Annotated in this window: 3 protein-coding genes; all 3 read right to left on the bottom strand. The window is 73.1% G+C overall.

The window, feature by feature from the left end; all coding sequences use genetic code 11:
* Positions 1-57: 57 nt before the first annotated feature.
* Complete coding sequence (locus ACFU9A_RS06960; RefSeq protein ID WP_430574525.1) at positions 58-1,032, bottom strand: AAA family ATPase; 975 nt, start codon at positions 1,030-1,032, stop codon at positions 58-60.
* A 68-nt stretch (positions 1,033-1,100) separates the two neighbouring features.
* Positions 1,101-7,160, bottom strand: a complete 6,060-nt coding sequence (locus tag ACFU9A_RS06955; protein ID WP_430574524.1) for an Ig-like domain-containing protein — start codon at positions 7,158-7,160, stop codon at positions 1,101-1,103.
* Positions 7,161-7,351: 191 nt separating this feature from the next.
* On the bottom strand, positions 7,352-13,315 hold the full coding sequence (locus ACFU9A_RS06950; RefSeq protein ID WP_430574523.1) for an Ig-like domain-containing protein: 5,964 nt from the start codon (positions 13,313-13,315) through the stop codon (positions 7,352-7,354).
* Positions 13,316-13,363 lie beyond the last annotated feature (48 nt).

Raw genomic sequence — 13,363 nt, 5'->3', positions numbered from 1 at the left:
TTCTCCCCTAGTTCCTCGCTGTCGGACCGGGTGCGCGGTCAGGCCGGGGGCCCGCCGTCAGGCCGAGCGGCGCTCCTGCGGGGCGGCCACGTCGCTGAGCAGGCGGTCGATCGTGCCCTCCGCGGTGGCACCGCCGAACTCCGCCTCGGCGTCGAGGACCAGGCGGTGCGCCCACACGGGCCGCAGCAGGTCCTTCACGTCGTCGGGCAGCACGTAGTTGCGCCCGTGCGCCGCCGCCCACACCTTCATGCAGCGCACCAGCGCCAGCGCGCCGCGCACGGAGACGCCGACGTGCACGTCGGCCGCCGCGCGCGACTCCTCCGCCAGGCGCGAGACGTACTCGAGCACGGCCGGGTCCACGTGGGTGGCGGCGGCGAGGTTCGCCATCTCCACCACGGCCTGGCCGGTGATGACGGGCTGCAGGCCCGCGCTGCGGTCGCGCACGGCCGAGCCCGCGAGGATCTCCACCGTGGACGCGAGGTCCGGGTAGCCGATCGAGGTCTTCATGAGGAAGCGGTCCAGCTGCGCCTCCGGCAGGCGGTAGGTGCCGGCCTGCTCGATGGGGTTCTGCGTCGCGACCACCATGAAGGGGCTGCCCGCGGCGTGCGTGACGCCGTCGACGGTGACCTGCCCCTCCTCCATCACCTCGAGGAGCGCGGACTGCGTCTTCGGCGAGGCACGGTTGATCTCGTCCGCGAGCACGATGTTCGCGAAGATCGGGCCCTTGTGGAACTCGAACGTGCCCGACTTCTGGTCGTAGATCGTCACGCCCGTGACGTCGGACGGCAGCAGGTCCGGCGTGAACTGGATGCGGTGGTTCGTGCCCTGCACGCTCGCCGCCATCGACCGGGCGAGCATCGTCTTGCCCGTGCCCGGCGCGTCCTCCAGCAGCAGGTGGCCCTCGGCCAGCATGCACGTGAGCGCCAGGCGGATCTGGTCCTCCTTGCCCAGCACGGCCTGCGCGACGTTCCCGACGAGGCGGTCGAAGGTCTGGGCGAACCAGGTCGCCTGCTCGGGGGTCATCGTGCTCATCGCTTCATCTCTCCAGGGTCGTGCGTCGGATGTCGGGTCAGTGCCTGTAGGGAGCGGGTGGAGGACGTTTAGTGCCACCAGGTCGTGCGGACGGACATGCTGAAGCTGCCGTCCACCATCACCCAGGCCTGGGCGCCGTTGGTGATGCCGAGCACGCACGGCAGGTCGACGGAGCCGTTCGCCGCGAGGTACGCCGAGTAGGAGCGTCCCGCTCGGACGATGTTGCTGTCCTGGCCGTCGGCGTTGGACCAGCACTCGAACGTGTGCGTGCCCGTGGGGAACGTCGAGTTGGCGTTCACCCGGTAGCGGTTGCAGGCGTCGGTGTTGCAGCCTTCGACGTGCGAGATCGGGCCCTTGCTGACCGTCACCTGCGGCGGCGGGGGCGGCGGGTCGGTGGTGCCGCTCGCGCTGCTGCCCGACGTGCAGCCGGCGGTGTTGCAGGCCTTGACGGAGACGGTGTAGCTCTTCGACCAGCCGCCCGCGACGTCGACACGGCCCGTGCCGTCGCCGCTGCCGCTCTGCGAGCCGGAGAGCGTCCAGCTCACCGTGCCGGTCTTGCCGTTCCAGCTGCCCGGCCCGCTGACGGTGAAGTACCCGTCGTCGCCCGCCGTCTTCGTCCAGCTCACGCTGGGCGCGGACGGCGCGCTGTACCTCGTCACCGCGTTCGACCTCCCGCTGGCGGACGACGTGCCGCCGGCGTTGGTCGCCGTCACCGTGAACGTGTACGACGTGCCGTTCGCCAGGCCGGACGTGAACGACAGGCTGCGGCCGGACGTCGTCATGGTCTGCCCGTTCGAGGCCGTGACCGTGTAGGACGTCACCGGCGAGCCGTTGGCGTCCGCGGCGTTCCACGAGACGACCGGCGTGCCCTTGCCGTCGGACGCGGCGACCCCGGTGGGTGCCTCCGGCTTGCCGAAGGGCACCACCGCGTTGGACGCCGGGCTGGACGCGCCCTTGCCCGCCTTGTTCTCGGGCACCACGGTGAACGTGTACGTGCCCTCGTTGTCCAGGCCGGTCGCGCTGTACGAGGTCCCGGAGACCGACTCGGTCTTCACCGCCGCGCCGCCCTTGAGGGTGGTGACGTGGTACGTCCGCACGGCGTCGCCGTTGGAGTTCGGCGCCGACCAGCTGACGGCGATCTTGCCGCCCAGCGGGTCGGAGACGCGGGACGCGGTCGGGGCGGCCTGGTCGAGCGGGACGCCGGCGGGGATCTCCTCCGCGGAGGCCGCGCCCCAGTCGGACGGGTCGGGCGCCTCGTTCACGGCCTGCACCGCGACGGTGTACGCCGTGCCGTTCTTCAGCCCGTCCCACGTGTAGCTCTGCCCGGTGACGCAGGCGACCTCGGTGACGCCGCTCGCGGGCGCGGGCGAGATCCGCAGGTTGACGCACTTGATGGGCGAGCGGTCGGTGTAGGTCGCGTTGACCCAGGTGACGTCGATCGACCCGTCGCCGAACGCCAGCGACGGCGCCGCCGGCGGGTCCGGCTTCTCGTCCGGCCGGGCCTCGGCGGAGGCCGGGGACGCCGGGGAGTCCCCCACCTCGTTGGTGGCCACGACGGTGAAGGTGTACTTCACGTTGTTGGTCAGCCCGTCGAGCGTGCACGTGGTCGTGGCGCAGTCGAACGCGTCACCGCGGTTCGAGGTCACGGTGTAGCCGGTGATGTCCGCGCCGTTGTTGAGCGGCGGCGTCCAGGACAGGACGACCGTCTCGGAGCGCACCTCCTCGACGACCGGCGTCGCGGGCGCCTCGGGCACGCCCAGCACGGACAGGGTGATCCGGCCCTCGACGAGCCGGTCCGGGTCCTGGGTCGCGTCCTCGACGCGGTAGTAGGCGACCAGGGTGCCGACGAAGTCGCCCGCGGGCGTCACGACCACCTTGTCGCCGTCCACGACGGCCTCGCCGTCGCCGGTCTCCACGCCGCTGCCGATGAGCCCGAGGCCCTTCGGCGCGAACGGGTCGATGTCGTTGGCCAGCACGGGCACGGCGACCGCCTTGCCCTGGTGCGCGCCGTCGACGGTGTCGGGGTTCGCCTTCGCCAGCGGGCGCGTGGAGGCGACCACCGTCGCGGTGAGCGAGCCCTTCACGGGGGAGTTCTCGCCGTCGGACACGGTGAACGGGATCGTGTGGCTGGTGCCCTTGGTGGTCTCGGGCGCCGCCTGGAGCGTCACGACGGACCCGGTGAGGACGGCGCTCACGCCCTTCGGCGCGGAGCCGAGCGAGAAGGTCAGCGGGTCGCCGTCGGGGTCGGTCGCGAAGCGCGCCAGGTCGACGGTGCTCTCCTCGCCCGCCGCGACGCTGCCCGAGGGCGCGCCGGGCTCGGGCGGCAGGTTCTCCGGCGGCAGCACGGTGATCGGCACCTGGACCATCGCGGTGTGCGCGTCGTCCTCGGGCCCGTCGCCCAGGCCGTCGGTGACCAGCACGCCGACGGCGGCGGGCCCGACGTAGTCCTCGTCGGAGGTGTAGACGAGCCGCTGCTTGTCCTTGACGACCACGGCGCCCGCCACCGCGCTCGCGCTGCCGGCGTCGGCGATCGCCACCTTGCCGCCCTCGGCGACGACGACGGCGTCCGCGAGGTCGACGGTGAGCGCCTCGCCCGACCGCACCTTCAGGGGCGAGAAGCTCGGCTTGAGCATCGGCGCGGGGCCCTCGGGGTCCTCGGCGTCCGCGCTCGGCTGCTTCGACGCCGGCACCTGGACGAACGCCTTGGCCTGCAGGCCGTCCTGGTCGGTCACGGTGTACGTCAGGAGCTGGCGCTCGGCGGTGAGGCGCACCTCGAGGACGCCGTCGTCGCCGACGGTGGCCGTGTCGGCGTCGACCGAGACGGCCAGGTCGCTCGCCGCGCCGTCCGGGTCCTCGTCGTTGTCGAGCACCGCGACCGTGACGGACGACTGGTCGGCCTTGACGGCGCCCGGCATCACGACGTCGTCGCGCGCGACCGGCGGCAGCAGCGGCGCGTCCTCGGCGACCTCGAGCGTCACCGCGCCCATCGCGCGGGCGCCCCACGAGTCCTCGATCGCGTAGTAGAAGCCGTACGAGCCGTCGTCGTCCGGGGTGCGCACGACGATCCGCTCGCCCTCGACCTTCGGCGTCAGCGGCTCCTTCGCCTCCAGGGCGCCGGGCACGAGGCCGAACTGGTCGCCGTCCGGGTCGGAGTCGTTGCGCAGCGGCGCGACGGCGACGTTGCGCCCCGGCCGGGCCGTGACGACGTCGTCCTCCGCGAGCGGGGGGTGGTTGGTGGTGGGCGGCGGGGCGATGCCGATCCGCACCGTGCCCTCCGCCGTCTCGCCCCGCGCGTCGACGACGGCGTACGTGAGGGAGTCCTGGCCGACGACGCCGCGCGTCGCCCTGAAGTCGACGTAGCGCCCGTCGACGATCTCCGCGATGCCCTTGACCGGCGGCCTCACGAGGTTGACGAGCTGCACGGAGTCGCCGTCCGGGTCGACGCCGTCCAGCGGCACCTGCACGCGCACGGTGCCCCCGGACACGACCCGCGCCTGCACGTCCGGCGGCGTCGGCGGCCGGTTGTCCTTGCCGTCGCGGACGTGGATCGTGACCTGGGCGGAGTCCTCCTGGCCGTTCTCGTCCGTCACCGTGTAGATGGCGTAGGCGGTGGTCGCCTTCGGGCCGGCGCGGAACCGCAGCCGCCCCTCGGAGACGAACAGCTCGCCCTGCTCGGGCTCGACCGTCTGCACCAGCTCGTCGTCGAGGGTGAGCTCCAGCCCGTCCGGGTGGGTGTCGTTGTCGAGGACGTCGATGTTCACGTAGTCGCCCACGCGCACCGTCGCCTCGTCCGCGGCCGCGCTCGGGGGCTGCAGTCGCGCCGGCGCCGGGACCGGCAGCACGCGGACCTGGCCCGTCGCCGTGCCGGAGCCGTTGGAGACCGTGTAGGTGAGGGTGACCGCCTCGGAGATCCGGCGGCTCTCGGTGACGCGCAGCATCTGGTGCCCGAGCACGGCCACGGCGACGCCCGCGTCGTCCGGCACGTCCACCGACTGCACCACGAGCACGCCGCCCGCCGGGTCGCTGTCGTTCGCCAGCACGTCCACGAGCGTCGACCCGCCCGCCGGGAGGAGCGCGGTGTCCGCCACGACCACCGGGTCGCCGGTGGCCTCGTCCGGGTCCAGCACGTCCACGCGCACCACGCCCGTGGTGGCGTTCGGGCCGTCGGTGACCTGGTAGAGCACGTCGTAGGACTTCGGCTCCTGCGCCAGGAACGTGAACGTGCCCGCGTCGTAGTTCGGCGTGATCCGGGCCGGCGACGCCTCGCTGACGTTGGCCAGGCGGAGCTCGTCCCCGTTCGGGTCGGAGTCGTTCTTCAGGGGCTCGACCGTCACCGGCTGGCCCGCGGCCACCACCACGTGGTCGCCCACCGCGACGGGCGGCTTCTGCGTCGCGCCGACGACGTCGACCCAGAGCGTGCCCTCGGTGCTCTTGCCGCGGCCGTCGTTGACCGTCAGCGCGACCTTCTTGCGCCCTGTCGTCTTGCCGTCGTCGCGGAACTCGACCGTGCCGTCCGGGGACGTGCGCACCTCGTCGCCCTTGACCGCGGACGCCGCCGTGCCGAGCAGCAGGTCGTCGCCGTCCGGGTCGCGGAAGTACGACAGCACGCGGATCTCGCCCTTGCCGCCCTGCGGCACGGTGAGCACCGGCTCGCCGGTCTGCTCGGGCGCCTCGTTCTCGCTCCACGGCACCACGCTCAGGTGGACGCTCGCCTCGTCGTGCCCGCCGCGGCCGTCCGAGACCACGTACGAGAACGTCATGGAGCCGGTCGCGTCCTCGGGGACGACGGCCTGCAGCGCCGCGCCGCCGAGCACCTCCTGCAGCGTCATGCCGTCGGGCTGGTCGCCCGCCAGGGCGGCGGTGATGACGTCGCCGTCGGGGTCGAGGTCGTTGGCCAGGACGTCGAGCACGGTGGCGCGGCCGGGCCGCACGCCGATCTTGTCGTCCTTCGCGACGGGCGGGTCCTGCTTCTCCCGGTCGACGACGGTCTGGTCGACCATCTCGGGGGTGTCGTCCTCCGCGTTCGGGTCGTCGCCGTCGCCCTCCTCGGGGAGCTGGACGTCCCAGTCGTCGACCTTCTCGTACTCGTCGAGCGCCATCCACAGGGTGCCGGCGGTGAGGTCGTTGAGCACGACGTTGCCGCGGTTGACGCGGTAGGCCAGCCGCGTGTCCTGGTCGATGCCCTCGAGCACCTTGCTGACGTCGAGGTCGGTGCCCTCGCAGTCGCGCACGATCTGCCCGGTGCCGGACCAGGCCCCGTACAGGCAGCCGCCGAGCTGGACGGGCTGCGCCGGGGTGCCGGACGCCTTCCGCGTCGTCGACGCGCCGCCGCCCAGCGGCTGCACCACGAGCGCGCCGCTCGTCGCGTAGGCGACGGAGGTGCCCTCCGCGCCCGGGAGCTGGAGCTGCGCGCCCTGCGCCTCGGCCACGTCCACGACGTCGCCGCCCGGCAGCCGGAGCTTCCCGCGGGTGCGGTCCAGCACGACGAGGTCGTCGCCCACGGTGGTGAGGACGACGTCGTCGCCCTCGGAGGTCAGGTCCAGCCCGGAGGTGCGGGGGGCCTCGCCCGGCTCCAGCGTCCACAGGACGTCGCGGGCGGGCACGACGGCGTAGACGATGCCGGACTCGGAGACGACGACGTCCGCCGCCCCGTCGAGCGCCGCGGTGGGCTTCGCCTTCGTCGTGTCGAGCGCGGCGAACCGGTCGAGGCTCGTGACCCACAGGGACCCGGACTCGTCGTCGACGACGGCCACGCGCCCGCCGCCCATCGAGGCCTCGGCCCCGGCGGGGACCGCGGTGCTGGACGCGAACTTCAGCCGGGCCGGGTCCACCACGTTGCCGGTGCTGGAGCCGTCGTCGCTCACCAGGACCTGGCTCGCCTGCTGGTCCACGTCGAAGGACGAGCTGCCCGCGAGCATGGTGCCGTCGAGCGAGCGGGCCTCGGTGTTGAACCGGCCCACCAGGCCGGAGGACTCGTTGGTGACCCAGACGCCCGAGTCGTCCAGGTCGACGTCGGCCGTCGCCTCGCCCTGGTACAGCACGGCCGCGGCGACGACGCCGCCCGAGAGCGCGAGGACCACCGTGGTCGAGATCGACGCACGGCGGTCGGCACGCAGGCGCGAGAGCACGCTCACTGTTCCCCCGGATGTGTGGGCGCCGACCGTCCGACGCCCCTCGTCGACCGCACCCAGCGCCCGCACAGGATAGCCAGTCTTCGTCCGCCCGGGATACCGATTCCGCCCCTCGGGCATGGGGAGAGGTCCCCATGCCCGAGGCGTTCCCGGGCAATCGTCACGATGCGGTCACCGACCGGCCGTCGTCACCAGATCACCGTGTTGCTGGTCAGGCCGAGGTTCGTCGTGACCTTCACGCTGTCACCGCCGCCGCCGTAGTAGCACCACAGGTCGCGGGGTCCGGCGTTGCCGTTGGCGTCGGTCCTCGTCCTTTCCGTGGGGGCCTTCATCCAGTTCGTGCCCGCGGTGTTGAACTTCCGGCCGTCCGCGATGCACTCGTAGGTGAAGGTGGTGTTCGGCTTGGCGTCGCGGACGGTGATCCGCAGGTAGGCGCATGCCGCCCCGTCGCACGCGCCGTACTCGCGCTCGCCGTCGGCGCTGGTACCCCGCTGGAGCGTCAGCGACGGCTGCGGCGCAGCGTCCGACGTGGCCGCCGCGCACTTCTGGTTCGACTGGCCCTCCGTGTCGGTCGCCGTCACGCAGATCTCCTTGGTCTGCGAGTACCCCGCGCTCACGGTGTCGCTGCCGGACTTCGCCGAGCTCGACAGGGCGCCGCTGACCTTCACCGAGATGTCCCGGCCGTTGGTGCTGGTCGACCAGCTGAACGACACCTTCTGGTCGCCGCCCGTCGCGGAGACGGTCGGCGTCGGGACGGGGCCGAACGGCGTCACCGCGCCCGAGTACGCCGTCCACGCCGAGCAGCCGCCGGCGTTGCAGGCCTGGACCCGGAACTTGTAGGCGGTGCCGTTCGAGAGCCCGCCGTACGTCATGGACGTCCCGGTGGTCGTGGTGCTGCCGCCCTGGTCCGTGGCGACCGTGTAGGTGACCGCGGCGCCGTTGTCGTCGGAGGCGCCCCACGACACCTTCGCCTGCCCGCTCATGCCCTTTCCGACGCTCGCGCTGGGCGCGCCGGGCGTGGGCGGCTTGCCGTACGGCGTCACCGCGTTCGAGGCGCCGCTCGTGCCGCCCTTGCCGGCCTTGTTCTCCGCGGTGACGGCGAACGTGTACGAGCCCTTGGTGTCGAGGCCCTCGAACGTGGTGGACGTCGCGCCCGTCACCGTGCGCGTGTCGACCTTGGAGCCGCCCTTGAGGACGTCCACGGTGTACGCCTTCACGGCGTCGCCGTTGTCGTTCGGCGCGGTCCACGACACGTCGACCTGACCCCCGTCCGGGGCGATCTCCGAGCTGACCCGCGAGGCCGTGGGCGCCGCGGGCGCGTCGGGCTTGCCCGCGGGGATCTCCGACGTCGACCAGGTACCCCAGTCGGACGGGTCCGGCGCGTCGTTCACGGCCTGGATCCGCACCTTGTAGGCGGTGCCGTTGGTGAGTCCCTCCCAGACGATGCGCTGCCCGGTGACGCCCACCTTCTGCGTCTCGCCGTTCGCCGGCGCGGGCGAGATCTCCAGGTTCACCGACGTGATCGGCGACCGGTCGGTGTACGAGGCGTTGGCCCAGGTCACGGTGAGCGAGCCGTCGCCGAACTCCAGCTGGGGCGCGGCCGGCGGGTCCGGCTTCTGGTCCGGACGGGCGTCCTCGGAGGCCGGGGACGGGTCGGACGCCCCGACCTCGTTGTTCGCGACGACCGTGAACGTGTAGGTGACGTTGTTGGTCAGCGGCGTCAGGGTGCAGGTGGTGGTGGCGCACTCGAACGTGTCGCCCTGGTTCGAGGTCACGGTGTACCCGGTGATCTCGGAGCCGTTGTTCGCCGGCGGCGTCCACGACAGCACGACCGTCTCGGACCGCACCTCCTCGACCACGGGCCTCGACGGCGCCTCCGGCACGCCGATGACGTTGACGGTCACCCGGCCCTCGACCTGGCGGTCCGGGTCCTTGGTGGCGTCCTGCACCGTGTAGCGCACCACGAGCGTCCCGACGAAGTCCTCCTTCGGCGTGACGACGACCTTGCTGCCGTCCGAGGTCGCGTCGCCGCGGCCGGTCTCGACGACCGGCTGCCCGACGAGCTCGAGCGGCCCGCGGTCGGCGAACGGGTTGGAGTCGTTGGCCAGCACCGGCACGGAGACCGGCTTGCCCTGGTGCGCGTCCTTGACGACGTCGTCGACGGCGCGCGCGAGCGGGCGCGTCGACGCGACGACCTCGACGGTGAGCTTGCCGTCCACCGGCGGGTGCTCGTCGTCGGTCACCGTGAACGGCACGGTGAGCGTGGTGCCCTTCGGGGTCTCGGGCGACGCCTCGAGCGTCACGCGGCCGCCCTTCAGGGTGGCGCCGAGACCGCCCGGCAGCCTGCCGAGCTGGAAGCGCAGGTCGTCGCCGTCCGGGTCCTTGGCGAACCGGCCGAGGTCGACGGCGCTCTCCTCCCCCGCCGCGACCTGGCCGGACGGGGAGCCCGGCTCGGGCGGCAGGTTCTCGGGGGGCAGCACGGTGATCGGCAGGGTCAGCACGGCCGAGTGGCCGTCCGGGTCGTCCGGGCCGGTGCCGTCGGTGACCTCGAAGGTGACGCCGGCCGGGCCCGTGTAGTCGTCCCGGGGCGTGTACGTCATGGTGGTCCTGCCGGTCACCTCGACGCCGCCCTCCAGCGCGGTGACCTGGTCCTCCGTGGTCAGGCGGGGCGTGCGCCCCTCGACCACCAGGACGTGGTCGGCGATGTCGATCTTCAGCGACTCGCCGGCGAGAACCTCCAGCGGTGCCTGCCCCGGCTTGAGGATCGGCTCGGCCGCGGCGAGGCCCGGCACGACGGCGAAGGCCTTCGACGTGAGCCCGTCCACGTCCGTCACGGTGTAGGTGATCACCTGGCGACGCTCGGTGAGGGTGACGTCCAGCTCGCCCTCGGGCGTCACGGTCACCCCCGTGGCGTCGGTCGTGACCTGGAGGTCGTCGGCCGCGCCGTCGGGGTCCTCGTCGTTGTCGAGCACCGGCACCGTCACGGACGTGCGGCCGAGGATGTCGGCCACGGGCACCGAGTCGTCGCGCGCGATCGGGGCGAGCAGGGGCGCGTCCTTCGCGACCTGCACGCTGACCGACGCCGAGGCCCGCGCCGCGTACGTGTCCTCGATCGCGTAGAAGAAGGTGGTCGTGCCCTCGGCGCTCGGCGACTGCACGACGATCCGGTCCTCGGACACCTTGGCCCCGAGGTCCTTGCCGCCCTCGAGGGCGCCCGGCACGAGGCCGATCTGGTCGCCGTCGGGGTCGGAGTCGTTCTCCAGCGCCGGGACGGCGACCCGGCGGTCGGGGCGCACGGTGACCTCGTCGTCCTGGGCCACGGGCGGCTGGTTGGTGGCCGGCGGCTGCGCGATGCCGACCCGGATCACGCCCGTGGCCACCTCGCCCCGCGCGTCCTGCACGGTGTAGCGGAACGTGTCGAGGCCGCGGGCGTCCTTGCTGGCCGCGTAGTCGACGTACCCGTCGACGACGTCGGCGCGGCCCTGGGCCGGGCCGGTCGCCAGGCCCGTGAGCTGCACCGAGTCGCCGTCGGGGTCGATGCCGTCCAGCGGCACCGGGATGCGGACCGTGCCCCCGGACAGGGCCCGCGCGTCCACGTCGCGGGGCAGCGGCGCGGCGTTGTCCTTGCCGCCGCGTATGTGGATCGTGACCTGGGCGGAGTCCTCCTGCCCGTTCGGGTCGCGCACCTTGTAGATGGCGTACGCCGTGCCGGGCTTCGACCCCGCGCGGAAGCGCAGGCGGTTCTCGGAGACGAACAGCTCGCCCTGCGCCGGGTCCACCGACTGCTCCAGCTCGTCGGCCAGCGTGAGCTCCAGGCCGTCCGGGTGCGAGTCGTTGGCCAGCACGTCGACGTTCACGTAGTCGCCCGCGCGCACGGTGACCTCGTCCGGCGCGGCGTTCGGCGGCTGCAGGCGGTCCGGCGGCGGCACGGGCAGCACGCGCACCTGGCCCGTGGCGGTCTCGGTGCCGTTGGAGACGGTGTAGCGCAGCGTGACCGTCTCGGAGATGCGCCGGGTCTCGGTGATGCGCAGCATCTGGTGCCCCAGGACCGCGACGCTCACCCCCGCGTCGTCCGGCACGTCCACCGACTGCACCACGAGCACGCCGCCCGCCGGGTCGGTGTCGTTGGCCAGCACGTCCACGAGGGTCGAGCCGCCCGACGGCAGCAGCGCGGTGTCCGCGACCACCACGGGCGCGCCCTGCGCGGCGTCCGGGTCCTGCACGTCGACCCGCACGACGCCCGTCGTGGCCTCCGGGCCGTCGCTCACCTGGTAGAGCACGTCGTAGGACTTGGGCTCCTGGGCCAGGAACGTGAACGTGCCCGAGTCGTAGTTCGGGGTGATCTCGGCGGGCGCGGCGTCGGCCACGCTGGCCAGCCGCAGCTCGTCGCCGTTGGGGTCGGTGTCGTTCTTCAGCGGCTCCACCGTCACCGGCTGGCCGGCCGTGACCACCACGTGGTCCCCGACCGCGACCGGCGGCTGGTTGCCGTCGCCGAGCACGTCGACGTTCAGCACGCCCTCGACGACCTCGCCCCGGCCGTCGCCGACCGTGAGCTTGACCTTCTTGCGTCCCGTGGACGTGCCGCCGTCGCGGAACTCGACCGTGCCGTCCGGGTAGGCCCGCACCTCGTCGCCCTGCACCGTCGGCGCGGCCGTGAGGAGGATGACGTCGTCGCCGTCCGGGTCGCGGAAGTACGGCAGCACCTTCATCGACGCCGTCTTGCCCTGCTGCACCCGCAGCACCGGGCTGCCCTCCTGCTCGGGCGCGGCGTTCTCGTCCTCGGGCACCACCCGGAGCTTGACCGTGGCCTGGTCGGTGCCGCCCCGGCCGTCGTCGGCCTCGTAGGTGAACGTGGCCGAGCCGGTGGCGTCGGCGGGCACGACCGCCTGCAGGGCCTTGCCGCCCATGACCCGCTCCACGCGCACGCCGTCCGGCTGGTCGCCGACGAGGGACGCGGTCATCACGTCGCCGTCCGGGTCGAGGTCGTTCGAGAGCACGTCGAGCACCGTCGCCCGGCCCTGGCGGACGCCGAAGTCGTCGTCCTTCGCGACGGGCGGGTCCTCCTTCTTCCGGTCGAGGACGGTGGTGTCGACCAGCTCGGGCTTGGCGTCCTCCGCGTCCTCGTCGGAGCCCTCGGCCTGCTCCGGGAGCTTGATGTCCCAGTCGTCGACCTTCTCGTACTCGTCCAGCGCCATCCACAGCGTGCCCGCCGTGAGGTCGTTCAGCACCACGTTGCCGCGGTTCACGCGGTACTCGAGCTCCGTGGACTGGTCGATGCCCTCGAGCACCTGGTCGAGGTCGCGGTCCGTGCCCTCGCAGTCGCGCACGATCTGCCCCGAGCCCGACCACGCGCCGTACAGGCAGCCGCCGAGCTGCACCGGCGCGGCGGGGGTGCCCGACGCCTGCCGCGACGTGGCCGCGCCGCCACCCAGCGGCTGCACCACCAGCGAGTCCGCGGTCGCGTACGCCACCGAGCCGGAACCCTGGCCAGGCTGCTGCAGGCGCGCGTCCTGGGCGCCGGAGACGTCGACGACGTCGCCGCCCGGCAGGCGCAGCTCGCCGGTGGTCCGGTCGAGGAGCACGAGGTCGTCGCCCACCGTGGTCAGCTCGACGTCGTCGCCCTCGGACAGCATCCCGAGCTTCGTCGTGGCCGGGTCCTTGCCCGGCGCCACCGTCCACAGCACGTCCCGGGCCGGCACGGCGGCGTACGCGGTGCCCCCCTCGGACACGACGACGGACGCCGCCCCGTCGAGCTCCGCCGTCGGGTCCGCCTTCTGCGTGTCGAGGCCGGCGAAGCGGTCCACGGTGGTGACCCACAGGGACCCGGACTCGCCGTCCACGACGGCGACGCGCCCGCCGCCCATGGAGGTCTCGGCGGCGCCCGGCAGCTTCGTCGTCGAGCCGAACTTCAGGCGCGCGACGTCGACGACGCTCCCCGCATGGGTGCCCTTGTCGTCCACGAGCACCTGGCTCGCCTGCTGGTCCACGTCGAACGCCGAGCTGCCCGCCAGCATCGTGCCGTCCAGCGCCTTGGCCTCGGTGTTGAACCGACCCACCAGGCCCGAGGCCTGGTTCGTCACCCACACGCCCGAGTCGTCGAGGTCGACGTCCGCCGTCGCCTGGCCCTCGTAGAGCACCGCCGCGGTCACCATGCCCGCGGAGACTGCCAGGACCACTGCCGTCGAGACCGACGCGCGACG

This window comes from Isoptericola sp. NPDC057653, from assembly GCF_042799955.1.
GTDB lineage: Bacteria > Actinomycetota > Actinomycetes > Actinomycetales > Cellulomonadaceae > Isoptericola.
The sequence above is the reverse complement of the archived record's forward strand: the minus strand, read 5'-3'. Positions and strand labels throughout refer to the sequence as shown.

Coding starts and splice junctions, on each gene's coding strand:
- ACFU9A_RS06950 (WP_430574523.1), bottom strand. CDS start 13,315: ATGGTGACCGCGGCGGTGCTCTACGAGGGCCAGGCGACGGCGGACGTC.
- ACFU9A_RS06960 (WP_430574525.1), bottom strand. CDS start 1,032: ATGAGCACGATGACCCCCGAGCAGGCGACCTGGTTCGCCCAGACCTTC.